This window comes from Arthrobacter sp. 10N43 (assembly GCF_056394525.1).
This window is the reverse complement of record NZ_JBFTIA010000004.1, coordinates 716,422-739,284: the sequence shown is the minus strand read 5'-3', so window position 1 is coordinate 739,284 and position 22,863 is coordinate 716,422. Positions and strand designations below refer to the sequence as shown.

Genomic DNA, 22,863 nt, shown 5'->3' with positions numbered 1-22,863 from the left:
GGGCCTAGCGCAGGCCGGTCTTGCGGTGCAGCGCCAGGTGGATCAGCTCGTCGATCAGCTCCGCATATCCCAGGCCTGAGGCCTTCCACATCTGCGGGTACATGCTCTTGGGCGTAAACCCGGGCATCGTGTTGATCTCGTTGATGATCAGTTCGCCCTCAGGCGTGTAGAAGAAGTCCACCCGGCTCAGTCCCTCACCGCCGACGGCGTCGAAGGCGACCGCGGCAAGTTCCCGGACCCGGGTGATCGCTTCATCGGGGAGGTCGGCCGGGCAGCTCAGCGCGGCGGCGTCGTCCACGTATTTGGCGTTGAAGTCGTAGAATTCGTGCCCGCCGCCGGCCACGGAAATCTCGCCCGGCATGGACGTCCTGGGGGCATCGGTCCCCCGGCCTTCCAGCACGGCGCATTCAATTTCGCGTCCCATGATGCCGGCCTCGATGACCAGCTTGGGATCGTGCTCGCGGGCCGCCGCGATTGCCGCGTCGAGGCCCTCGAGGGAATCCACCTTGGAGATGCCCATCGAAGAGCCCGCCCGGGCGGGCTTGACGAACACCGGGAAGCCGAGCTGGTCCACGCGCTTGCGGACGGACTCCGGATCATTGCGCCACTGGCGGTCGGTCACGGCGATGTACGGTCCCACGTGGAGACCGGCCGATTCAAAGACCACTTTCATGAAGTGCTTGTCCATGCCGACGGCGGACGCCAGCACGCCGGCACCCACGTAGCGGGTGTCAGACAGCTCCAGCAGGCCCTGGACGGTGCCGTCTTCGCCGAACGGCCCGTGCAGTAGCGGGAAGACGACGTCGACGGCGCCAAGCTCTTGCGGGACCGCGTTCGGGGAGGCCACAATCAGCTGGTGCTCGCCGCCGATCTCGGCCAGGGCTACGGTCTGCGTCGAAGGCGCCACTTCAGGCAGCGACGACGCCGAGAGCGACCACTCGCTGGTGGCGCCGGAAGCCAAGACCCACTGGCCGGTCTTGGCGATGCCGATGGGGATGACGTCGTACTTGTCCTTGTCGATGGCGCCCAGGACACCGGCGGCTGTCACGCAGCTGACGGCGTGCTCGCTGGAACGGCCGCCAAAAAGCACCGCGACGCGGGGTTTGGACTGGCCCGTACGGCCTTCAGTGCTCACATTTTTCTCTGACACGCTCAGTAGTCGCCTTCGGGTTTCAGGTCCCGGGACAGCAGCAGCGGACCCAGTTCATCTACGGACAATTTTCCGGCCAGTACGGCGACGACGGCTGCCGTGATGGGCATGTCGACGCCGAGCTTCCCGGCGAGTTCGTGAACCGCCTGGCTGGACTTGATGCCTTCAGCCGTTTGCTTCATTTCGGCGGTGACCTGCTCGAGTGTCAGCCCCTTGCCTAGCAGCCTGCCGGCCGTGTGGTTTCGGGACAGTGGGGACGAACAAGTGGCCACGAGGTCACCCAGGCCGGCGAGCCCAGCCATGGTGCGGGCCTCCCCGCCCAGGGCCAGTGTCAACCGGGAGGTCTCGGCGAGGCCGCGGGTGATGACCGAGGCCTTGGTGTTGTCCCCCATCTTCTTGCCTTCGCAGATTCCCACAGCAAGGGCGATGACGTTCTTGACGATCCCCCCGATTTCTACGCCGATCACATCGTTCGTGGTGTACGGGCGGAAGTAGGGTGCGGTACATGTTCGGGCGATCCAGCCGGCCGCGACCGGATCCGTGCAGGCCACAACGGACGCCGTTGGCTCTTCCCGGGCGATCTCCATGGCCAGGTTGGGACCTGAAACCACGGCCACCCGGTTGGCTGGCAGACCGAGTTCCTCGCAGATGACCTCGCTCATGCGGGCATCGGTGTGCAGCTCGAGGCCCTTCATGAGGGACACGACGACGGCGCCGGGCGCCAAATGCTGCTTCCAGGCCTGCAGTTGGGGCCGCAGGGTCTGCGCCGGAACGGCCAGGATGACCACTTCCGCGCCGGCGAGGACCTCGGCGACGTCCGTGGACGCGGTGATGGTGGACGGCAGCGAGATGCCCTTCAGGTACTGCTCATTGCGGTGCACGGTGTTGATCTGCTCCACGACTTCCGGGCGCCGGCCCCAGAGGCGGACGCTTCGTTCGACCCCGGAGGCGGTGGCGGCGTCGGCGACGACCTTGGCGAACGTGGTGCCCCAGGAGCCCGCTCCCAGGACGGCCACGGTGGTGGCGGAATCGGATCCGCGGCTGGCCGCCGTCACGCGGTGCCGTCCGGGTCAGTTCCCGTGGCGGCGGTTGTGCCTGCAGCATCCGAGTTCTTGCCGGAGCCCTCGGCTGGGTTGGCGCCTGTCCCGGCGGCTGCTTCCGGCGCGACATCAGCGCCGGCGTCGGGACCTTTGCTTGCCGTCTTAGCTGTTCCTGGCGTTGTGCCAAGCTCGACCATGCGGCCGTGCGTGGACTGGTTGTGCGCGGCGGGATCCCAGCGCTGCGCGGGCGGCTGTTCGCCGCGCAGTTCCGCCAGAAGGGCCGTAATGGCGTCCATGATGACATTCGTGGCTGCCGTGAGCGTCTGCCTGTCCAGCGGGCGGCCTTCGAAGGCGCTCAAGTCCACGGGATCCCCCACCACCAGGCGGGAGGTCTTGCGGGGAAAGATGTAGAAACGCTTCGCATACCGCGGGAAGACCTCCTGGGCGCCCCAATGGGCCATGGGCACCACGGGAATGCCGCTCTCCAGGGCCATGCGCGCGGCACCGGTGTGACCCTTCATCGGCCACAGAGCCGGGTCCCGGGTCAGGGTTCCCTCGGGGTAGATAATGATCGCGCCGCCTTCGTTGACGATCTCTTTGGCGAGCTGCAGCGAACGGTTCGCCCCCGTCGTCGAGCGTTCCACCGGGATCTGCTTGGTGGACCGCAGCACCGCGCCCAAAACGGGCACCTTGAAGAGGCCGGCCTTGGCGAGGAAGTGCGGCATCCGCTTCTGGTTGTAGAGCATGTGCCCCACCACCAGTGGGTCGATCTCCGTGCAGTGGTTAGGCGCGGCGATGAAGCCCCCTGCGGGCAGCTTCTGAAGGCCTTCCCACTTCTTGTTCATCAACAGGTTCATCACAGGCCGGACGATCCCGGCGACGGCCACAAACGTGGCGTGGCTCTTGGCCGATTCCTTCACCAGGCCCCCGCTACTTGGCTGACGTGATGTCGAAATCGGCGCCGAGGCCCGCGAGCTTCTCGGTGAAGCGCTCGTAGCCGCGGTTGATGATGTCGATTCCCGTGACGCGCGAGGTACCGGTGGCGGCCAGAGCAGCGATGAGGTGGCTGAATCCGCCGCGCAGGTCCGGGACGTCAATGTCGGTGCCCTTGAGCTGCGCGGGTCCGGAGATGACGGCGGAGTGCAGGAAGTTGCGCTGGCCGAAGCGGCAGGGCACGCTCCCGAGGCACTCGCGGTGGACCTGGATGTTGGCGCCCATGCGGATCAGCGCATCGGTGAAGCCGAACCGGTTCTCATACACCGTCTCGTGGACGATCGATACGCCCTCGGCCTGGGTCAGGGCGACGATGAGGGGCTGCTGCCAGTCCGTCATGAAGCCGGGGTGAACATCCGTTTCGAGGACCAGCGGGTTGAGCTTGCCGCCGCGGTGGTAGAAGCGGATGCCGTCGTCGCCGATGTCCATTCCGCCGCCAACCTTGCGGTAGGTGTTCAGGAACGTCATCATGTCCCGCTGCGTGGCGCCTTCGACAAAGATGTCGCCGCGGGTGACCAGGGCAGCAGAAGCCCAGGAAGCCGATTCATTGCGGTCCGAGAGGGCACGGTGGTTGTATCCGCCGAGGTCCCGGACGCCTTCGATCCGGATGGTGCGGTCGGTCTGGACGCTGATGATCGCGCCCATCTTCTGCAGCACGGCGATGAGGTCAACGATTTCCGGCTCGGTGGCCGCGCCGGAGAGCTCGGTGATGCCTTCGGCGCGGGTGGCGCTCAGCAGGACCTGCTCTGTGGCGCCGACGGACGGATAGGGCAGGGCAATCTTCGCGCCCTTGAGCCCGTTGGGCGCGGAGATGTGGATTCCGCCGGGGCGCTTTTCCACGACGGCGCCGAACTGGCGCAGGACGTTCAGGTGGTAGTCGATCGGGCGGTCGCCGATCTTGCAGCCGCCCAGGTCGGGGATGAATGCCTCGCCGATCGCGTGGATCAGCGGCCCGCAGAGCAGGATCGGGATGCGCGAATCGCCGGCGTGGGCGTCGATGGCCGTGCTGGAGGCGGTCTTGGCGCCCTTCGGGTCAAGGGTCAGGTCGCCGGTGACGGGGTCCTTGTCGACCCTGACGCCGTGGAGCTGGAGCAGGCTTGTGACAACCTCGACGTCCTTAATTTCAGGCACGTTGCGCAACACCGACGGTTCGTTGCCCAGAAGGGCGGCAACCATGGCCTTGGGGACAAGATTCTTGGCCCCGCGAACGGTGACGCGGCCAGTCAGCGGGACGCCTCCGCGGATTGTCAGAACACTACTCATATACCGGTTTCCTCACGACTACTCGCCCCCAAATCCTTACAAAGGCTCCAGCTAAGCATAGGAGCATCCGTTACCGATCTGAAATACAGAGCGGTTCGAAGGGCCGCGTGTTGGGTTCGGCTGAGCGGATATGGCGAGGCGTACGGCGCCGCATGCGCGGCGCCGTACGGACCGCAGTGTCAGCGAGAGTCGCCGCAAAGCAGGCGGGCACGTTGCCGGGGATCCCCTGCCGCGGCGCTGGCCGCCGCAGCCAGGCCGAACGCACCGTCCAGCACCGCCCGATCCGCAGAAGCGGAGGACCCGTAGGCGGCGAATTCCGCCGTGTGATGGGCCGCGCCGCCCACGTCGTAGCCAAGCAGCGGGTGGATGCTCGGCACCAGCTGAGAGACGTTTCCCATGTCCGTGGAAGCCACCGGCTTGGCGTTGAAGGTGACGTCCCTCCCCCGGACGGCCATCGCTGCGCGGTAGGCCTCGGAGAGGAAACTGTCCTGCCTCAGCTCGGCATAGGCGTTCCCGGCCGGCGTGACCTTCAGCGTCGCGTCGCTGGCAAGAGCACCGGCCTCCAGGCAGCGCCGGACTTTTTCCTCGATCACCCGGAGTGACGCAAGGTTCGGCGAGCGCATTTCCACGCTGGCCCGGGCACGCTCAGGGATAACGTTGACGGCGCTCCCGCCTTCCGTGACGATCAGCGACACGATGGATCCCGGCGGAAGCTGTTGCCGGGCCAGGGCAATCGCCGTTTGGGCGACCACCAGTGCGTCCAGTGCGTTGATACCTTCGGCCGGCGCCGCTGCTGCATGGGCCGGACGCCCCTCGTACAGCACGTCCCACATGCACATGGCCAAGGATGAACCACCGATGACGTCCTCGGCACCCGCATGGGCCATCATCGCCAGAGCTACGTCGTCGAAGAAGCCCTCCTCGATGAGATCCACCTTTCCGCCAGTCGTCTCCTCGGCGGGGGTGCCGAGCACCTTGACGGTGATGCCAAGGTCGTCTTCCACGGCCGCCAGTGCCAGCGCCGCCCCCACGGCACTGGCGGCGTTCACGTTGTGTCCGCAGGCATGTCCAATGGCCGGCAGTGCGTCGTATTCGACGCAGAGGGCCACTACAAGCTGACCGTTTCCGTACCGGGCACTGAAAGCGGTCGGAAATGCAGGCTGGGGGCCGTCAAAGCTGAAGCCCGCGGCCCGCAACAGCACGGCGGCCCGTTTGGCGGCCCGGAACTCGTCGCCGCTGAGTTCCGGATCGGCGTGGATCGCATGGCTCAGACGAAGAATCTTGGGCTGCCAGCGGTCCAACGCCGCGGAGATGCGGCCGTGGATCCCAGACATGGAGGCAATGGAGGAGGGGGCAGGGCCTGCCTGCGTCAGCGCAGCCGGGTTCACGGAAGGACCTCCGCGGACTGACGCTGCGGATAGCGTGCTGAGGCAGCCGCCGCGATCAATGCAGCCATTGCGAGCACTCCCCAGATGGATACGAGGCCACCCTCGGTGATGCGCCCGGACTCCGCCGACGATGACGAGAGGAGCTTGACGACGGCGGCACCCACCGCAATGCCAACCGACAGTGCCAGCTCGTTGAGTCCGGCCGCAGTCGAGGTCTCCTCCAGCGCGACACCCTCGACGGAAAGCGAGCGGGTCCCGGCCTGATACATGCCGAGGCTCAAGTTGAACATGGCGAATCCGACACAGTACCCGGCCAGGGAGCCGTGCGCAGAGATCATCACCACGAAACCACCCGCGAGCAGCAGTCCGGCGAAGACCAGCGTGGCCCGCTCGCCGAACGCCTTGAGCGCCCGCGCGGTCAACATCGACGACGCGAATGAGAGCACGGATGCGGCGGCTAGGACGATGGCGATCATGAGTGGGCTGAGGGCGAATCCATAGCCGGTCTTGTCGGGGTTGGCGTGCAGGAAGATGCCGTTGGTGCCGAAGTAGCTGATGGACGCGAAGCCGAAGAAGAAGGTGGCCAGCGAGACTGCGCGGATACGCGGGTTTGCAAGCATGCGCAGATCCACGAACTTCTTTCCCTGCTCAGGGCCCCTTGCATCTATCCGGGCCCAGAAGGCCAGCAGCGCCAGTCCAACCAGGCCGGATCCGAGCGTCCGCGCATCGAGCCAGCCCCAGTCCGGCCCCATCGAAAGGGCGACGACGAAGCCGATCAGGCCGACGGAACAGGCCATCAATGGCACCAGGGCAATTCCCTCCCGGGTGGGAGTTCCGGCGTCGGGCAACAGGAAAGAAGAGAACAGTGCCGCGACGGCGAACGGAACCGCCACCCAAAATCCGAGCGTGGGGTCGCTGACGCCCACAATCCCCGCCAGCAGCCCACCTGCACCGACCGTGATCATGAGCATGCCTATCATCACGCTGACTCCGGTACGGGTGTGAGCTGGGCTGCTGACCCGCAGGATTCCCATCATGAGGGGGATGAAGCCCACGACGCAGGTGAGCAGGACGACGCCCACGGTCACGGTGGCCAGGGACGGCCAGAGTGCCATCATGAGCACTCCCGCAGCGACCACCGCAGTTGAGCAGCGGAGCACCAGCCGGTAGCCGTAACTGTCTCCGAGCCGGGAGATGATGGGCGTGAGCACGGCGAAACTGACGTTGGAGATCAGGAAGATGCCGTTGATGGTCGGATCATCGATGGACAAGACGGGCCCGAGGGCGGGCAGGATGGGGTTCAAGTACCCCTGGGTGACGCCACTGAGTGATTCGATCACGGCCATCGCCACGACCATGCCGGCGATCGTTCGGCGGGTGATCGCCGCCGTCGTCGGTGGGACTGTCTTGCTTGTCATATTGCTTCCTTGGGACTCGGGACACCTGACTTGGAGTGATGCGAGTCACAACGTTAGCTTCGGCCCCATCTACGCCCACGATATTGCTCTAAATCCCCAACGCATCGAGAAATTTGAAAGAATCAGCCATGATCTCTGAATTGGATCTCGAAATCGTAAACGCCCTGCAGATCAATCCGAGGGCCGACTGGGCCCGCGTGGGGGACGTCCTTGGCCTCTCCGGCCCCACCGTATCCCGGCGCTGGAACGCACTCGCGGAACAGGGACTCGCGTGGATCACCCCGTCTCCAGGACCGCGGTACCTCAGTGCCGGCTGGTCCGCTTTTATCTTTCTGTCCTCGGTGCCGGGCGAGCACGAGGCCCTCATTCAGCGGCTCTGCGCGGAACCCGCTTTCGGGACAGTTTCCCTTGTGTCAGGAGCCCACGACTTGTTCGTGGACTGTTTCGCATCAAGCCATGAGGAGCTCATGGCGATCGTCACGGGCGCCTTCGCGGACCTGCCAGGTGTGACGCGCAGGGAGGTTGTCTTCGTTACACAGCTCTATCGGCAGGCCTCGGAGTGGCGCAGCGGAACCCTGGAACCAGCGCGGGCGCGGCTCATGGCGAAGGACTCTACTCCGCCACCGCCCGCCTACGCCCCCGACGGGCTGGACGCCACCCTGCTGGAGGAGCTTGCTCGCGATGGTCGGGCCAGTTGGGCAGAGCTGGGCGCCGCCTCCGGCGTGTCGCCCCAGACGGCCCGACGGCGGGTGGAACGGTTTCTGGCCTCCGGCTACATGACGATGAGGTGCGATACTTCCGTCGCCGGCCAGCAGGGCCTGCGGGAGGTGAGCCTGAGCCTCAACGTTCCGGCGACCCATGTGGACTCCATCGGCCGATACTTCGCGGGACTGCCAAGCTGCCGCTTGAGCGCGCAGGTACTAGGTACCCAGAACCTTTTGGTGACACTGTGGGTCCGCGACTATCTAGAAGTCCAGGGGCACGAGCGGGAGCTGGCAGCCCGGGCGCCGGGAAGCACGGTAATCACCCGGCAGGCGGTGGTTCGCACGTATAAACGGCTCGGACATCTGTTGGATGAGTCAGGGCGAAGCCAGGATGTTGTCCCCCTGCCACTGTGGCGGGAGGACTCGACGCAAGCCTTGCGTCGCCACGATGACTCCTGAACGGACGCACAAATCCATAACCTGCGGAGCACCAGCCCATCCCAAAAAGAGCGTGCCGCCGTCGAGTCTTTCAACTCGACGGCGGCACGTCATCACTACGCGATTGCTGCCAGAAGCCCTGGCGGCTCAGCCCTGGGCCTCAGGACAACCGGGCAGGAAGCGTCTTGGGCTTGAAGGAGGGCCGGGTGGCCTCGTACGCGGTGATATCGGGTTCGTGCTGCAGCGTCAGCCCGATGTCGTCCAGGCCTTCGAGGAGGCGCCACCGTGTGTAATCGTCAATCTCGAACGGCGCCACAATGTTGCCGCACTGCACGGTCTTGGACACGAGGTCCACCGTAACCTCGGTGCCGGGTGCGTTCTCGAGTTCCTTCCAGATGAGCTCGATGTCGTCCTGGGCGACCTCGGCGGCGAGCAGGCCCTGCTTGCCGGAGTTGCCGCGGAAGATGTCGGCAAAGCGGGAGGACAGGACGGTCTTGAAGCCGTAATCCTTCAGTGCCCAGACGGCATGCTCGCGCGACGAGCCGGTGCCGAAGTCGGGGCCCGCCACCAGAACGGATCCAGCGCTGAACGGCGCCTGGTTCAGGATGAAGGACGGGTCTTTGCGCCAGGCGGCGAAGAGCGCGTCCTCAAAGCCGGTGCGGGTGATGCGCTTGAGGTATACGGCGGGGATGATCTGGTCCGTGTCGACGTTGCTCTGGCGCAGAGGGACACCGATTCCGGTGTGGGTGGTGAACTTTTCCATGGCGGATCCTTCGGGACTGTATGGATCAGGGCTAAGTGGATCGGGCCGTGCGGCGGAGGCTGCGCGGCCGGGGTTAAAGGGCGTCGACCCGGAGCGCCGCGGACTCCGGGGCGGGGTCCAGATCCGACGGCGAGCTCAGCGTGCCGCGGACCGCCGTCGCCGCTGCGACAACAGGCGAGACGAGGTGCGTGCGGCCGCCCTTGCCCTGGCGTCCCTCAAAGTTGCGGTTGGACGTGGAGGCGCAGCGCTCCCCCACCTCCAGCTGGTCCGGGTTCATGCCCAGGCACATGGAGCAGCCGGCAAAGCGCCACTCGGCACCGAAGTCCTTGAAGACCTTGTCCAGGCCCTCGGCTTCGGCCTCAAGCCGGACACGGGCGGATCCGGGCACCACCAGCATGCGCACGGCCGGGTCCTTGGTCCGTCCCCGGACAATGTCGGCGGCGGCCCGGAGGTCCTCCATGCGGGAGTTCGTGCAGGAGCCCAGGAACACGGTGTCCACCCGGATCTCCTTCATCGGCGTGCCGGCCTCCAGGCCCATGTACTGCAGGGCGCGTTCGGCGGCAGCCTTGGCGTTCTCGTCGCCGAAGTCCTCCGGCGAGGGCACCTTCGCGGACAGGGACACGCCCTGGCCCGGGTTGGTCCCCCAGGTCACGAAGGGTTCCAGGGTGTTGGCGTCCAGGTCCACCTCGACGTCGAACGCGGCGCCGCCGTCGGTGCTCAGCGTGTTCCAGTATTCGACGGCGGCATCCCACTCGGCGCCCTGGGGCGCGTGCGGGCGGCCGTACATGTAGTCGTACGTGGTCTGGTCCGGGGCCACCAGCCCGGCGCGGGCGCCGGCCTCGATCGACATGTTGCAGATGGTCATCCGGGCTTCCATGGACAGGGCACGGATGGCCGAGCCACGGTACTCCAGCACGTAGCCCTGCCCGCCGCCGGTGCCGATCTTGGCGATGACGGCCAGGATGATGTCCTTGGCGCTCACACCGGGCCGCAGCGTGCCCTCAACATTGATGGCCATGGTCTTGAACGGCTTCAGGGACAGCGTCTGGGTGGCCATGACGTGCTCCACCTCGGAGGTGCCGATGCCCATGGCGAGCGCTCCGAAGGCGCCGTGGGTTGAAGTGTGCGAGTCGCCGCAGACCACGGTCATGCCCGGCTGCGTGAGGCCCAGCTGGGGTCCGACCACGTGGACGATGCCCTGCTCGGCGTCACCGAGCGAGTGCAGGCGGACGCCGAACTCCTGGCAGTTGTTGCGCAGGGTCTGGATCTGGGTCCGGCTCGTGAGATCGGCAATTGGCTTGTCGATGTCCAGCGTGGGAGTGTTGTGATCCTCTGTGGCTATGGTGAGGTCCGGCCGGCGCAGCTTGCGCCCGGCGAGCCGCAGGCCTTCAAACGCCTGCGGCGACGTCACCTCGTGCACCAGGTGGAGGTCGATGAAGAGGAGGTCCGGCTGGGCGTTGGCTCCTTCGCCGTCCCCCTTGCGCACTACGTGCGCGTCCCAGACTTTCTCGGCCAGTGTCTTTGCCACGGCCTGCTCCCTTCACTGCGGTAAGTAAATGTGCGTCCCTACGCGGGCTGTTAGTTCCACTGAACCAGCACAGCCAAGTAATACGCCAGCGCGTTGACTTGCATCTCAGATAATGAGACGTCAATATCATTACATGGACAATTCTAGTGGAGTCGGTGTCATCGATAAAGCGGCCCATGTGCTTGACGCACTTGAGGCCGGCCCCACCACCTTGGCACAGCTGGTGGCGGCCACGGGGCTGGCTCGGCCTACCGTGCACCGGCTGGCTCTCGCCCTGGTGCACCACCGGCTGGTGAGCCGCGATATCCAGGGCCGGTTCGTGCTCGGGAGCCGCCTGGTGGAACTGGCTTCCGCCGCAGGCGAGGACCGCCTCATCGCCTCCGCCGGCCCCGTGCTGATGCAGCTGCGCGACGCCACCGGCGAGAGCGCGCAGATCTTCCGACGCCAGGGCGACTGGCGCGTCTGCGTTGCCTCCGCCGAGCGCCCCATCGGCCTGCGCGACACAATTCCCGTTGGCACCCAGCTGTCCATGAAGGCCGGCTCGGCCGCCCAGGTGCTGCTGGCGTGGGAAGACCACGACCGGCTCCTGGAAGGCCTCCAGTCGGCCCGCTTCACCCCCACCGTTCTGGCGGGAGTACGACGCCGGGGCTGGGGTCAGAGCCTGGGCGAACGCGAGCCGGGGGTCGCCTCCGTTTCGGCCCCGGTCCGAGGACCGTCCGGCCGCGTGATTGCCGCAGTGTCCATTTCCGGCCCCATCGAGCGCCTGACCCGCCAGCCGGGGCGGCTGCACGCCGAAGTGGTCTGCAACGCCGGCCGCATCCTGACCGAGGCACTGCGCAAGACCAACGACTGAGCAAGACCAACGACTAGGCAAGAACAAAGACTAAGTATGCTGTGCCCATGAACAGCTATGCGGTATTCCTCCGGGGCATCAATGTGGGCGGCATCAACATCAAGATGGCCGACCTCAAAGTCGCACTGAAGTCTCGGCCGTTTTCGGACGTTAAGACGCTGCTGGCCAGCGGGAATGTGGTGCTGGCCAGCGAGCTGGATCCCGCCGGTGTTAAGCGGGAGTTTGAGGCCTGCCTACGGGAAACCTTCGGCTACGACGCCTGGGTGGTGGTCCTGACCTCGGACCGCGTGGCGGCACTCGTCGAGGCGTGCCCCTACCCGGCCGACGACGCGTCCACCCACACCTACCTGACACTAGCCTCGGATGAGGCGGCACTCTCGGAGCTCTTTGAATCGGGCAGCGCCCTGGACGGTGCCGAGCTCACCCGGCTGGGTCCGGAAGCCCTGGCATGGCTCGCCCCCACCGGAGGAACCCTGGAGAGCCCTATCAGCAAGCTCTCCTCGAAGGCCAAGTACAAGGCAACCACCACCACCCGCAATCTCCGCACCATGATCAAGGTCCGCGACGCCGCTGCCGGGATTTAGCCGCGATCGGACGTTAGCCGGGGGACGGAGGCGCCGCGGGATCCGGGCAAAACAAAACGGCCCCGGGCTAATGCCCGGGACCGTTTTCATTGTGACCCCAGCGGGATTCGAACCCGCGTTACCGCCGTGAGAGGGCAGCGTACTAGGCCGCTATACGATGGGGCCGCATACTCTCCAGAACAGCATTCCTGCCATCCAAGCCAAATGATTGTTTCATACAATCGGCTGTTGTTTCAAATCGGTCAAGCCGCTTTGAAACTTCCAAACACCCGCGGAAATCCGCGAATTTTTAGAGCTGGGATACCAGGACTCGAACCTAGAATGACGGTACCAGAAACCGTAGTGTTGCCAATTACACCATATCCCAATGGCACTTCAGGACCGGATGTTTGGGTCTAAACCCTCGCTCCCGGCGCCTCAGCACGAGTAATTACTTTACCCGAGAGTTTTCACTTGCACAAATCGGGCGAGCGGCCGCGGGCCGGGCGGGCCGGGGACGCCGAACCCCGCTTTAGCCGCGGCAAAATCCCGGTCCACCCTTGCCAAGCCGGGCGAAACAAGTTTACGCTCGGTAAGTTACCAACGAGTAACCACCCCTCCCCCACGCCACCGAGGGCAGCTTTGCGCTCAATTTCCAGTGTTAGCTGCATCACACCGGCCGGGGTGGCCGGCAGCAGAGCCGCTGCCGGCGAGAACGTCGAGAGGAATCACCTGTGTCACTGAGTCGTGCCGCCACAAGCAAGACCCGGACCCGTGCGCAGCAATTCGCCATCGCCACCCTGGCGCTGCTGCTCATCGCCCTGCTGGGGTTCTATACCCTAGTCACAGGCCGGATAACGGACGGTTCTGCGAAACTCAAGGACGGGGCCGCCCAAGCTTCAGCCGGAGCCGGCCAGCTAGAGGACGGCGCCGGAAAACTCGCCAACGGCGCCAGCCAAGCCGATACCGGGGCCGGCAAGCTCTCCGCGGGGGCGGACAAGATCTACTCGGGCATCAGCACCAAACTGGCACCGGGAGCGGACAAGCTCCAGGCCGGTGCCGGCGACCTGGCCGCAGGTGCCGTCAAGATCCAAACGGATGTGAACAGCAAGCTGGCACCGGGCGTCTACAAAGTCGACGACGGCGCGCAGAAGCTCGCGGCGGGGGCCGTGCAGCTGTCCGCCGCGCTGACCCCTACGCCGTCGGGCAACGCCCAGAACAACCTCGCAGACGGAGCCACTCAGCTCGACGGCGGCGCCGCCCAGCTGGCCGGGGGCACAGTTGCCCTGGCAGGTGGAACAGACCAGCTCAAGGGCTACCGGGGCGCCAACGGTAACCCGGAGGCCGGAACCGGGACAGCGGCGCTGGCGCAGGCCATGGAACTGCTGCAGGCAGCGGCGAATGATCCGGTCCAGGGCCTCGTGCCGCTGTCCGTGGTGAAGGACAAGATCGCCAAGATCACCGCCGGCGCACACAAGCTGGACGCCGGCGCCAGCCAGCTTCAGGCCGGTGCGCAGCGTCTGCGGGACGGCGCGGGCCAGCTGCACGCCGGAACGGGCAAACTCACGGCGGGATTCGCCACGCTGGCCGGAAAGCTCAACAGCCAGGACCCGGCAAGCCCGGGCGTCGTCCTGGGAACGCGGCTCCTGGCCGAGGGCACATCCAAGATCCGTGTCGGGATGGACGGCGTCCCCGGCGATCCCGAACACCCCGGCCTGCTGAAAGCCGCCGCACGGATGACCGACGGCACCTCCCGACTTGCCGACGGAACCGTGGCACTGAACTCCGGCATCAAGGGCGTTCCCGGCGATCCGGCCAATCCGGGCCTGCTCGACGGATCCCAGGCGCTGGCGTCCGGGGCCTCCCAGCTCTCGGCCGGCAACACCAAGCTGGCGACCGGCTCCTCGCAGCTGGCCACCGGGGCGGACAAGCTCGCCGACGGCAACGCCCGGATTGCTGACGGCACCGGAACGCTGTATTCCGGGGCCGCGGCGGTATCGCCCACCAGCATGATCCGGCAGTCCGACGCCGCCACGGCACTGGGACTCGTGGCTGTGCTGGCCCTTGGTTCCGTGGGCGCCTTCCTGGCGCTGCGGAAGAAGCAGTCCGGCGCCTCGTAGGTTCTGGCACCAGTTCCGTGCGGAGCGGCTACGCCAGCAGCTCCAGCAGGGAGCCGACCTCGCGGCCAACGAAGCCCGGGGCCGGCTCCCCGCCGCGGTTCAGCCAGACACCCAGAAGGCCGGCCGCCGTCGAGCCTTCCGCGTCGAGCAGCCGGTTGTCCCCGACGTACAGCGTTTGGCCAGGTCCGGTACCGATGCGCCGGACACCCTCGAGGTAGATGGCAGGGTCAGGCTTGGCGACGCCGACGGTATCTGTGCCCACCAGGACGGTGATCCGTTCCAGCCCGGCCGCGTCCAGTTTCACGCGCTGGTAATCATGGACGTTATTGCTCACGGCACCGTACGGAATGCCAGCGGCGTCCAGGGCGTCCAGCAGGGGGCCGACGTCGTCGAACGCCCGGATGTAGCCGTGCTGGCGGCTCGCGTAGGAACTCACCCAATGGTGGGCCTGCTCGCCGTCGGCCAGTTCGACGCCGAAGTAGCCCAGCGCTGCCCGGCCGCGGAGCAGCCGCTGTTCGTTGAATGTGATCTCGCCGGCCAGGTACCGGTCGTAGAAGTGGGTTGTCTCGTGGGTGAAGATCCGCCCGAACTTCTCCCACCCGGCCTCGTCAAGGCCGGGCAGGAGGTGCTCGCTGACGTCGCGGAGCGCGGACGTCATGGAGAATTCGAGGTCCACCAGGGTGTCGTCGATGTCAAAGAGGATCCCTTGGACAACTCCCGCGCCCAGCCGTGCTGCCAGCACGTCAGCCGCGGAAGGCACGCAGCCGGGCGAGGGAGGAATCCTTGCCCAGGATGACCATGGATTCGAACAGGGGCGGGGAGATCCGCCGGCCCGAGACGGCCGTGCGGACCGGGCCGAAGGCCAGGCGCGGCTTGACGCCCAGGCCTTCCACGAGGGCCTCCTTCAGGGCGGCCTGGATGTTCTCGGCCGTCCAGTCAGCAACGGGCTCCAGCGCGGACAAGGCGGCGTCGAGCACCTCGGTGAGGTTCTCCGGCAGCCCCTTGCGGGCGTCGTCGGCGACGTCGATCGCGTCGTCTGCCTTGAACAGGAACGCGAGCATCTCGGGGGCCTCGCCCAGCAGCGAAATGCGCTCCTGGATCAGCGGGGCGGCCTCGGCCAGGATCTCCTCCTCGCGGGCGGTGAGGCTCTCCCCAACCAGGCCGGCGGCCTGCAGGTAGGGCACCAGGCGGCCGCGGAAGTCCTCGGGGTCCAGCATCCGGATGTGGGTGCCGTTGATGGCCTCGGCCTTCTTGATGTCGAAGCGGGCGGGGTTGGCCAGGACGTCGTTGACGTCGAAGTGCTCGATCAGCTGGTCCACGGTGAAGATGTCCTCGTCCGCGGAGAGGCTCCACCCGAGCAGGGACAGGTAGTTGAGCAGGCCTTCGGGGATGAAGCCGCGGTCCCGGAGCAGGAACAGGTTGGACTGGGGGTCGCGCTTGGAGAGCTTCTTGTTGCCCTCGCCCATGACGTACGGCAGGTGGCCGAAGACCGGCATGTAGCTGGCCACGCCGATGTCCATGAGGGCACGGATCAGCACCACCTGGCGGGGTGTCGAGGAGAGCAGGTCCTCGCCCCGGAGCACGTGGGTGATCCCCATGAGGGCGTCATCCACCGGGTTGACCAGGGTGTACAGCGGGGATCCGTCGGCACGGACAATGACGTAGTCCGGGATGCTGCCGGCCTTGAAGGTGATCTCGCCGCGGACCATGTCCGTGAAGGTGACGTCCGTATCCGGCATGCGGACGCGCAGCACGGGCTGACGGCCCTCGGCTTTGAACGCGGCGAGCTGCTCTTCGGAGAGCTCCCGGTCAAAGTTGTCGTAGCCAAGCTTGGGGTCGCGTCCCGCGGCGCGGTGGCGGGCCTCGACTTCCTCCGGCGAGGAGTAGCACTCGTAGGCGTAGCCGGCGTCGATCAGCTTGGCCACGACGTCCTTGTAGAGGTCCAGCCGCTGCGACTGGCGGTAGGGCTCGTGCGGACCGCCGACTTCCACGCCTTCTTCCCACGTGATGCCGAGCCATTTGAGGGCCTCAAGCAGCTGCTGGTAGCTCTCCTCCGAGTCGCGTGCCGCGTCCGTGTCCTCGATCCGGAACACGAAGGTGCCCTTGGTGTGCCGGGCGTGGGCCCAGTTGAACAGGGCGGTGCGGATCAGGCCGACGTGCGGGGTGCCCGTGGGCGACGGGCAAAACCGCACCCGGACCGGGGTGTCAGCGGTGACTTCACCGGCGGGGGCGGCAAGCGGGGCGGAGCTGGAAACGGCGTCGGACGCGGAAGCAGTAGTCATAGTGGTACCAACATTACCAATCCCTGCCATCACTACTCGCCCGGAATACCGCTACGAAAACGGACAGCCGCACCGTGGATCCACGGTGCGGCTGCCGGAAAACGGTGCGGCTTCTTCCTGGCGGAGCAGTTAGCGGCGGACCGCCGGGTTGGAGAGGCGTCCGATGCCCTCGATTTCGACCTCGTAGCGGTCCCCTGCCTGGATGGCGCCGACGCCGGCCGGGGTGCCGGTCATGATGACGTCGCCGGGCAGCAGCGTGAAGGCCTGCGAGACGATGGAGACGAGCTCCCGGACGCCGCGGATCATCTGGTTCGTGCTGCCGTCCTGGCGCAGTTCGCCATTGAGCCGGCCCTGGATCTGCAGGTCTTCGGTGTCCAGTTCGGTCTCGATCCACGGGCCGAGCGGGGCCGAGGTGTCAAAGCCCTTGGCCCTGGCCCACTGCAGGTCCGTTTTCTGGACGTCCCGGGCGGTGAGGTCGTTGCCGCAGGTGTAGCCGAAGATGACGTCCTCCACCCTGTCCTCGGGCACGTCTTTGCAGATCCGGCCGATGACGACGCACAGCTCGGCCTCGAAAGAGACGTCCTCGGAGAACTCGGGCAGGACGATGGGATCGTTGGGCCCGATCACGGAGGTGTTGGGCTTGAGGAAAAGCAGGGGCTGCTCCGGGACCTCGTTGCCCAGCTCCTTGGCATGCTCAGCGAAGTTGCGGCCCACGCCGATCACCTTGCTGCGCGGAATGATCGGTGCCAGCAGGCGGACGTCTTCCAGCTTGTGCTTCGTGGGGGTTCGTTCGACGCCGTGGAAGAAGGGGTCACCCTTGATGACAGTGACTTCCTCACTGCCGGGTTCACCTTCCACGATGCCGTAGAGGGGATCAGAATCGACTACAAACCGGGCGATACGCATGGTTCCTACCCTACCGTCCCGGCAGCCTCCGGGGCTTTTGCGACAGTAGCCCCGGGTCTAGCGGCGTCCGCTGCGCAGGTAGTCCAGCTGGGCAGCCACGGAGAGTTCCGCGGCGCGGCGGACGGAGGGATCGACGTCGGCATACACAGCGTCCGTGACGGCGGCGACGCCTGCGTCGGCGCCCAGCGCAACGAGGGCTGCCCGGACCTGGTCGAGCCGGCCCTGCCGGTGGTCCCGGTAGGCACGGGCGACGGCGTCGAGCGCGGGCAGCACCGGCCCGTGCGCCGGCAGAACCGTGGCCGGGCCCACACGCTCAAGCCGGTCCAGCGATTCCAGGTAGTCGCGGAGGGTCCCGTCGGGGTAGTCCAGCACCGTGGTGCCCGAGCCCAGAATCGTGTCACCGGTCAGGACCGAGCCGTGCGGGCCGTCCTTCGGCAGGTGGAAGCACAGCGAATCCCCAGTGTGGCCCGGGGTCGCCAGCACCCTGATCTCCGTTCCGGCCGCCCGGATCGTTTCGCCGTCCAGCAGCCGGGCCGCGCCATGGCAGTGGGCAGGATCCGCGGCCCGGATCGGCGCCCCGGTCAGCTCAGAAAACCTCGCCGCCGCAGCGGTGTGGTCCGCGTGCCGGTGCGTGATCAGGATCAGCTCGACCGGCCCGTCGCCGGCCAGCGCCTGCAGGTGCGGCTCATCGAGGGGCCCGGGATCGACGGCCACCCTGCCCTCGGCCCCCGGGGCGGAAATGAGATACGAGTTGGTTCCGGCCAGGCTCATGGGGCCCGGGTTCGGGGCGAGCCGGAACCGGGTCAGCTCGCTGCTGCGGACAATGCCACTGGAGTTCTGGGAAGTCACTCCACCATCCTTGCACTGAGCGACCTTGCACTGAAGAGACCCTGCACCGGTGTCCTCGACGGTCCCTCACCCCTAGACGAGCAGCAGGACGCCGATGACCAGCGGCAGGGCGGCCTCGGCAATGGCATTTCCCCAGAGCCGCCGTTCGGAGAGGAACAGGATCAGGCCCAGGCCCACGTGGGCCGCACACGTGAACATCAGGAGCGCCTGGCCGGCCGCGGCGTCGGCTCCGCCAAGGGCAATCGCGCCGGCAATGGCACCGATCCCCCAGATGACGTTGTAGAAGCCGAGGTTGAACGTCCACAGCCGGACTGTTTCGACGTCATCCGGTTGGAGGAGGAACACCCGGTGCAGGCGCTGGTCCCTGATGAAAAAGGACTCCATGATGCCGACACTGATGAGCAGGACGCCGAAGACCACGCCCAGAACTTGGATCAGCCCCGTCATGTGCCCATTGTGCACTGCGGGCGGCCGGGTGAGAAGGGCCCTACGGGGGCCGGGTCTGGGACTGCAGACGCCGACGGCGGCCCGTCACCGGAAGGTGGGGGCCGCCGTCGTGCCGTATTTCAGTCTCTCTAGGCGAGGCGGGTCAGCCAGCCGTGGGTGTCTTCCACGGTGCCGGTCTGGATCCCGAGCAGCTGCGCGCGGATGGCCATGGTGGTCTCCCCCGCCGTGGCGTCCTCGGAGCCGATGAACTCGGTGGCGTCCTTGAGCACGCCGATAGGGGTGATGACCGCGGCGGTCCCGCAGGCGAAGACCTCAGCGATGTCGCCGGAGGCGACGCCGTCGCGCCACTCATCCAGGGTGATCTTGCGCTCGGTGACTTCCCGGCCCATGTCCTTGGCCACCTGGATCACGGACATCCGGGTAACACCTTCGAGGATGGTTCCGGACAGCGCGGGGGTGACCAGCGAGCCGTCCTTCATGACGAAGAAGACGTTCATGCCGCCGAGTTCCTCGACCGCGTCGTCGTTGAAGTGGTCCAGGAACAGGACCTGCTTGCAGCCGTGCGCCTCGGCCTCCTGCTGGGCGATCAGGGAGGCGGCGTAGTTGCCGCCGCACTTAGCGGCGCCTGTTCCGCCGCGGCCGGCGCGGGCGTATTCGCGGGAGATCCAGATGGAGACGGGCTTGAGCTCGCCGCCGAAGTAGTTGCCGGCCGGGGAGGCGATGACGCGGAAGGAGACCTCACGCGCTGCCCGGACGCCAAGGAACGCCTCGGTGGCGATCATGAAGGGCCGCAGGTACAGGGCTTCGCCGTCGCCGGAGGGCACCCAGTCCTTGTCGGCCGCCACGATTTCGCGGATGGCGCCGAGGAAGTATTCTTCCGGGAGTTCGGGCAGGGCCAGGCGGCGGGCGGACCGGTTCAGCCGGGCGGCGTTGGCCTCGGGCCGGAACGTCCAGATCGAGCCGTCGGCGTGGCGGTAGGCCTTGAGGCCCTCGAAGATTTCCTGCCCGTAGTGCAGCACTGCGGCGGACGGGTCCAGGGAAATCGGGCCGTAGGGCTCAACCCGTGCGTCGTGCCAGCCACCGTTGCCTGCGGCGTCGACGCTGTAGTCGACAATGGCGGTGTGGTCGGTGAAATAGTCGCCGAATCCCGGGTTCGCCAGGATGGCTGCACGCTCTTCAGCAGACTTCGGGGTCTCCGAGGGGTGCTGGGTGAATTCGACGCCATGGGCAGTCTGAGTCATGGTTCCTCCACGATCGGCTGCCTGGTGTGGGAACGTGGTTCACCCTCGGACCACGGCAGCATATTGGTGATTCGAAACAAGCTTACGCCCGTTGGCAGCGGGGTTTTGCGGCCCCCGCAGAGCACCCTGGACCGTACCCCGCCCCGCACCCTGGAACGCAGCGCCTACAGCGCCGCCGCGATGGCGTCGCCGACCTCGCTGGTGCTGCGGAAGGCGCCGCCGCGGGCCTCGACGTCGGCCGTTACGGCGGCCTCGATCTTCCGGGCGGCGGCGGTGAAGCCGAGGTGGTCCAGCAGCAGTGCCGCGGAGAGGATGGCGGCTGTGGGGTCGGCCTTCTGCTGCCCGGCGATGTCCGGGGCGGAACCGTGGACGGGTTCGAACATGGACGGCGCGGTGCGGTCCATGTTGAGGTTGCCGGAGGCGGCCAGGCCGATCCCGCCGGTCACGGCCGCCGCGAGGTCGGTGATGATGTCGCCGAACAGGTTGTCGGTGACGATCACGTCGAAGCGGGCCGGATCGGTGACCATGAAGATCGTGGCGGCGTCGACGTGGAGGTAGTCGTGGGTGACCTCGGGGAACTCCTGGGCCACGGCTTCGACGGTGCGCTTCCAGAGCTGGCCGGCGAAGACCAAGACGTTGTGCTTGTGCACGAGGGTGAGCTTCTTGCGGGGGCGTTCGCTGGCCCGGCGGAACGCGTCGCGGACCACGCGCTCCACGCCGTGGGCGGTGTTCAGGGACACCTCGGTGGCCACCTCGTGGGGGGTGCCGGCACGCAAGGTGCCGCCGTTGCCTACGTAGGGGCCCTCGGTGCCTTCACGGACCACGATGAAATCGATCTCGCCGGGGTTGGCGAGCGGGCTGCCGACGCTGGCGTACAGGCGCGAGGGCCGCAGGTTGACGAAGTGGTCCAGGCTGAAGCGCAGCTTCAGAAGCAGTTCGCGCTCGATGACGCCGGAGGGGATCCGGGTATCGCCGGGGGCCGCCCCGACGGCGCCGAACAAGATGGCGTCGCGTGTGCGCAAATCGGCGAGGGTGGCCGCGGGCAGGGTCTCCCCCGTCTCGAGCCAGTGCTCCGCACCCAGCTTGTAGTGGGTCTGCTGGAGCACGATCCCCTCGGCGGCCGCGGCCTTCTCGAGGACTTTCAGGGCTTCGGCCGTGACCTCCGGGCCGATGCCGTCGCCCGGGATGACTGCCAGATCAATCGTGGATGCGCTCATGATTTCAGCGTAGCTAAGTCATCCACATTCTGGTCAAGTCGTCTCATTATTCGAACGCCCGTCCCGACGAAACGCTCGGGACGAAAAACGCTCCCGCACCCGGTTCAGGGGTGCGGGAGCGTCAGTGGCTTGCGGGCTTAGGCCTCGGCGGGTTCCTCGTACTTCGGGAACACCGGAGCCGGGGCCGGTAGTTCGGCGCCGGCGGCGATCGGCGTGCCGACGGCCGCGAACTGGCGTGCCCCGCCCTCGGGCTGGCCGAGCGTGTGCAGGATCGCCGCCGTCGCCGTCGGCATGACCGGCTGGGCGAGGATCGCGACGATCCGCAGCACCTCGAGCGTTACGTAGAGCACGGTGTTCATGCGTTCGACGTCGGTCTTGCGCAGCACCCACGGGGCCTGCTCGGCGAAGTAGGCGTTGGTGTCCCCCAGGACGGTCCAGATGGCCTCCAGCGCGCGGCTGAACTCCTGCTTCTCAAACGCTGCCCGGGCGGCGTCCAGCAGGCCGTTGGCCTGCTCGAGCAGCGCGGTGTCCTCGGCGGTGAACGTGCCGGGCGCCGGCACGCGGCCCTCGCAGTTCTTCGCCACCATGGACAGGGACCGCTGGGCCAGGTTGCCGAAGTTGTTGGCCAGGTCCGAGTTCATCCGGCCCACGATTGCCTCGTGATTGTAGTTGCCGTCCGCGCCGAAGGGGACCTCGCGCAGGAAGAAGTAGCGCACCTGGTCCAGGCCGTACTGGGCCACGAAGTCCGCGGGCGCCACCACATTGCCCAGCGACTTGGACATCTTGACGCCGTTGTTCTGCAGGAAGCCGTGGATCATGATCCGCTTCGGCAGCTCCAGCCCGGCGCTCATGAGGAACGCCGGCCAGTAGATGGCGTGGAAGCGGGAGATGTCCTTGCCGATCACGTGGACATCGGCCGGCCAGAACTTCTTGAAGGACTCCGAATCGACGTCCGGGTAGCCGACGCCGGTCAGGTAGTTGGTCAGCGCGTCCACCCACACGTACATGACGTGCTTGTCATTGCCGGGCACGGGGACGCCCCAGTCGAACGTGGTGCGGCTGATGGAGAGGTCCTCCAGCCCGCGCCGGACGAAGCTGATGACCTCGTTGAAGCGCGACTGCGGGGCGCCGAACTCAGCGTGGGCCTCGTAGAGTGCGAGCAGTTTGTCCTGGTATGCGGAGAGCCGGAAGAAATAGCTTTCCTCGGCCGTCCACGTCACCTCGGTGTCCGATTCGCGGGAATAGCGGACGCCGTCGTCCTTGACGACCGTCTCGTCCTCGACGTAGAAGGCCTCGTCACGGACCGAATACCAGCCCTCGTACTTGGACAGGTAGATGTCCCCGTTGGACTCCATCTTCTTCCAGATGGCCTGCGACGCCGCGTAGTGGTCGGCGTCGGTGGTGCGGATGAAGCGGTCGTACGAGACACCCAGGGCAGCGTGGGCCGCCTTGTAGATCTCGGCGTTCCGGTCCACCAGCTCCTTCGGCGTGACGCCTTCCTTCTCGGCGGCCTGGGCGATCTTCATGCCGTGCTCATCGGTTCCGGTCAGGAAGAAAACGTCATACCCGTCCAGGCGCTTGAAGCGGGCCATCGCGTCGGTGGCGATGTACTCGTAGGCGTGGCCGATGTGCGGCACGCCGTTGGGGTACGTGATGGCCGTGGTGATGTAGAACGGGGTTTTTTCAGAAGAAGTCACGGT

The 22,863-nt window shown here is 66.6% G+C and carries 19 protein-coding genes, 2 tRNA genes and 1 pseudogene; 4 read left to right on the top strand and 18 right to left on the bottom strand.

Going from position 1 to position 22,863, the window contains the following annotated elements; genetic code table 11:
* Nucleotides 1–4 precede the first annotated feature (4 nt).
* The 6 genes and pseudogenes from AC1DDO_RS11595 to AC1DDO_RS11570 all read right to left on the bottom strand — a co-directional run bounded on the left by AC1DDO_RS11595 (nucleotide 5) and on the right by AC1DDO_RS11570 (nucleotide 7,252).
* Nucleotides 5–1,150, bottom strand: a complete 1,146-nt coding sequence (locus AC1DDO_RS11595; RefSeq protein ID WP_476869516.1) for a D-alanine--D-alanine ligase family protein — start codon at nucleotides 1,148–1,150, stop codon at nucleotides 5–7.
* Between the two features lie 2 nt (nucleotides 1,151–1,152).
* Nucleotides 1,153–2,205, bottom strand: a complete 1,053-nt coding sequence (locus tag AC1DDO_RS11590) for an NAD(P)H-dependent glycerol-3-phosphate dehydrogenase (RefSeq protein ID WP_476869515.1) — start codon at nucleotides 2,203–2,205, stop codon at nucleotides 1,153–1,155.
* A gap of 167 nt (nucleotides 2,206–2,372) precedes the next feature.
* Nucleotides 2,373–3,110, bottom strand: a pseudogene (locus AC1DDO_RS11585) (lysophospholipid acyltransferase family protein); the annotation flags it as partial.
* 10 nt (nucleotides 3,111–3,120) lie between these two features.
* Entirely contained in the window at nucleotides 3,121–4,446 is a 1,326-nt protein-coding gene (gene murA, locus AC1DDO_RS11580; RefSeq protein WP_028278332.1) for a UDP-N-acetylglucosamine 1-carboxyvinyltransferase, read from the bottom strand.
* A 179-nt stretch (nucleotides 4,447–4,625) separates the two neighbouring features.
* A complete protein-coding gene (locus AC1DDO_RS11575) occupies nucleotides 4,626–5,780 on the bottom strand; it encodes an amidohydrolase (RefSeq protein WP_476971833.1) in 1,155 nt (384 codons plus the stop codon).
* Nucleotides 5,781–5,830: 50 nt separating this feature from the next.
* Entirely contained in the window at nucleotides 5,831–7,252 is a 1,422-nt protein-coding gene (locus AC1DDO_RS11570) for an MFS transporter (RefSeq protein WP_476971832.1), read from the bottom strand.
* Between the two features lie 128 nt (nucleotides 7,253–7,380).
* Between AC1DDO_RS11570 and AC1DDO_RS11565 the strand changes: the two genes are divergently transcribed.
* On the top strand, nucleotides 7,381–8,415 hold the full coding sequence (locus AC1DDO_RS11565) for an Lrp/AsnC family transcriptional regulator (RefSeq protein WP_476869511.1): 1,035 nt from the start codon (nucleotides 7,381–7,383) through the stop codon (nucleotides 8,413–8,415).
* Between the two features lie 139 nt (nucleotides 8,416–8,554).
* Here AC1DDO_RS11565 and leuD read toward each other — a convergent pair whose 3' ends face one another.
* Together leuD and leuC are read right to left on the bottom strand one after the other, a co-directional pair.
* Complete coding sequence (leuD, locus tag AC1DDO_RS11560; protein WP_476869510.1) at nucleotides 8,555–9,157, bottom strand: 3-isopropylmalate dehydratase small subunit; 603 nt, start codon at nucleotides 9,155–9,157, stop codon at nucleotides 8,555–8,557.
* Between the two features lie 73 nt (nucleotides 9,158–9,230).
* Nucleotides 9,231–10,685 carry a 3-isopropylmalate dehydratase large subunit gene (gene leuC, locus AC1DDO_RS11555; RefSeq protein WP_476869509.1) on the bottom strand — a complete coding sequence of 485 codons (1,455 nt, stop codon included), beginning with the start codon at nucleotides 10,683–10,685 and terminating at the stop codon, nucleotides 9,231–9,233.
* Between the two features lie 133 nt (nucleotides 10,686–10,818).
* Between leuC and AC1DDO_RS11550 the strand changes: the two genes are divergently transcribed.
* Nucleotides 10,819–11,538 carry an IclR family transcriptional regulator gene (locus AC1DDO_RS11550; protein WP_390204725.1) on the top strand — a complete coding sequence of 240 codons (720 nt, stop codon included), beginning with the start codon at nucleotides 10,819–10,821 and terminating at the stop codon, nucleotides 11,536–11,538.
* 47 nt (nucleotides 11,539–11,585) lie between these two features.
* The gene (locus tag AC1DDO_RS11545; protein ID WP_476869508.1) at nucleotides 11,586–12,122 is read left to right on the top strand and encodes a DUF1697 domain-containing protein; all 537 of its coding nucleotides are present in this window, start codon (nucleotides 11,586–11,588) and stop codon (nucleotides 12,120–12,122) included.
* Between the two features lie 92 nt (nucleotides 12,123–12,214).
* On the opposite strand, the gene AC1DDO_RS11540 is transcribed toward AC1DDO_RS11545, so the two are convergent.
* Together AC1DDO_RS11540 and AC1DDO_RS11535 are read right to left on the bottom strand one after the other, a co-directional pair.
* Nucleotides 12,215–12,287: transfer RNA gene (locus AC1DDO_RS11540), tRNA-Glu, on the bottom strand.
* Between the two features lie 130 nt (nucleotides 12,288–12,417).
* Nucleotides 12,418–12,489 (bottom strand) — tRNA-Gln (locus tag AC1DDO_RS11535).
* Nucleotides 12,490–12,835: 346 nt separating this feature from the next.
* Between AC1DDO_RS11535 and AC1DDO_RS11530 the strand changes: the two genes are divergently transcribed.
* Complete coding sequence (locus AC1DDO_RS11530; protein ID WP_476971831.1) at nucleotides 12,836–14,221, top strand: hypothetical protein; 1,386 nt, start codon at nucleotides 12,836–12,838, stop codon at nucleotides 14,219–14,221.
* A 28-nt stretch (nucleotides 14,222–14,249) separates the two neighbouring features.
* Here the strand turns inward: AC1DDO_RS11530 and AC1DDO_RS11525 are convergent, their stop codons facing one another.
* The 8 genes from AC1DDO_RS11525 to metG form a co-directional block, all read right to left on the bottom strand.
* Complete coding sequence (locus AC1DDO_RS11525) at nucleotides 14,250–14,981, bottom strand: HAD family hydrolase (RefSeq protein ID WP_476869506.1); 732 nt, start codon at nucleotides 14,979–14,981, stop codon at nucleotides 14,250–14,252.
* Complete coding sequence (gltX, locus tag AC1DDO_RS11520; RefSeq protein ID WP_476869505.1) at nucleotides 14,965–16,503, bottom strand: glutamate--tRNA ligase; 1,539 nt, start codon at nucleotides 16,501–16,503, stop codon at nucleotides 14,965–14,967. The genes AC1DDO_RS11525 and gltX overlap by 17 nt, the downstream gene beginning before the upstream one ends.
* Nucleotides 16,504–16,632: 129 nt before the next feature.
* A complete protein-coding gene (locus tag AC1DDO_RS11515) occupies nucleotides 16,633–17,409 on the bottom strand; it encodes a fumarylacetoacetate hydrolase family protein (protein ID WP_476869504.1) in 777 nt (258 codons plus the stop codon).
* A 57-nt stretch (nucleotides 17,410–17,466) separates the two neighbouring features.
* The gene (locus tag AC1DDO_RS11510) at nucleotides 17,467–18,258 is read right to left on the bottom strand and encodes an MBL fold metallo-hydrolase (protein ID WP_476869503.1); all 792 of its coding nucleotides are present in this window, start codon (nucleotides 18,256–18,258) and stop codon (nucleotides 17,467–17,469) included.
* Between the two features lie 72 nt (nucleotides 18,259–18,330).
* Nucleotides 18,331–18,705 (bottom strand): DUF1304 family protein, encoded by a 375-nt coding sequence (locus AC1DDO_RS11505; protein ID WP_476869502.1) that lies wholly within the window; start codon nucleotides 18,703–18,705, stop codon nucleotides 18,331–18,333.
* Nucleotides 18,706–18,833: 128 nt separating this feature from the next.
* Nucleotides 18,834–19,946, bottom strand: a complete 1,113-nt coding sequence (locus AC1DDO_RS11500; protein WP_476869501.1) for a branched-chain amino acid aminotransferase — start codon at nucleotides 19,944–19,946, stop codon at nucleotides 18,834–18,836.
* A 164-nt stretch (nucleotides 19,947–20,110) separates the two neighbouring features.
* On the bottom strand, nucleotides 20,111–21,163 hold the full coding sequence (locus AC1DDO_RS11495; RefSeq protein WP_476869500.1) for a 3-isopropylmalate dehydrogenase: 1,053 nt from the start codon (nucleotides 21,161–21,163) through the stop codon (nucleotides 20,111–20,113).
* Between the two features lie 137 nt (nucleotides 21,164–21,300).
* Nucleotides 21,301–22,860, bottom strand: a complete 1,560-nt coding sequence (metG, locus tag AC1DDO_RS11490; protein ID WP_476869499.1) for a methionine--tRNA ligase — start codon at nucleotides 22,858–22,860, stop codon at nucleotides 21,301–21,303.
* Nucleotides 22,861–22,863 lie beyond the last annotated feature (3 nt).

What these genes read in the sequence shown, in the direction of transcription:
- AC1DDO_RS11545 (WP_476869508.1), top strand. Translation starts at nt 11,586, where the DNA reads ATGAACAGCTATGCGGTATTCCTCCGGGGCATCAATGTGGGCGGCATC.
- gltX (WP_476869505.1), bottom strand. Translation starts at nt 16,503, where the DNA reads ATGACTACTGCTTCCGCGTCCGACGCCGTTTCCAGCTCCGCCCCGCTT.
- AC1DDO_RS11570 (WP_476971832.1), bottom strand. Translation starts at nt 7,252, where the DNA reads ATGACAAGCAAGACAGTCCCACCGACGACGGCGGCGATCACCCGCCGA.
- leuD (WP_476869510.1), bottom strand. Translation starts at nt 9,157, where the DNA reads ATGGAAAAGTTCACCACCCACACCGGAATCGGTGTCCCTCTGCGCCAG.
- AC1DDO_RS11550 (WP_390204725.1), top strand. Translation starts at nt 10,819, where the DNA reads ATGGACAATTCTAGTGGAGTCGGTGTCATCGATAAAGCGGCCCATGTG.
- AC1DDO_RS11495 (WP_476869500.1), bottom strand. Translation starts at nt 21,163, where the DNA reads ATGAGCGCATCCACGATTGATCTGGCAGTCATCCCGGGCGACGGCATC.
- AC1DDO_RS11505 (WP_476869502.1), bottom strand. Translation starts at nt 18,705, where the DNA reads ATGACGGGGCTGATCCAAGTTCTGGGCGTGGTCTTCGGCGTCCTGCTC.
- AC1DDO_RS11500 (WP_476869501.1), bottom strand. Translation starts at nt 19,946, where the DNA reads ATGACTCAGACTGCCCATGGCGTCGAATTCACCCAGCACCCCTCGGAG.
- AC1DDO_RS11515 (WP_476869504.1), bottom strand. Translation starts at nt 17,409, where the DNA reads ATGCGTATCGCCCGGTTTGTAGTCGATTCTGATCCCCTCTACGGCATC.
- murA (WP_028278332.1), bottom strand. Translation starts at nt 4,446, where the DNA reads ATGAGTAGTGTTCTGACAATCCGCGGAGGCGTCCCGCTGACTGGCCGC.
- AC1DDO_RS11575 (WP_476971833.1), bottom strand. Translation starts at nt 5,780, where the DNA reads ATGTCTGGGATCCACGGCCGCATCTCCGCGGCGTTGGACCGCTGGCAG.
- AC1DDO_RS11565 (WP_476869511.1), top strand. Translation starts at nt 7,381, where the DNA reads ATGATCTCTGAATTGGATCTCGAAATCGTAAACGCCCTGCAGATCAAT.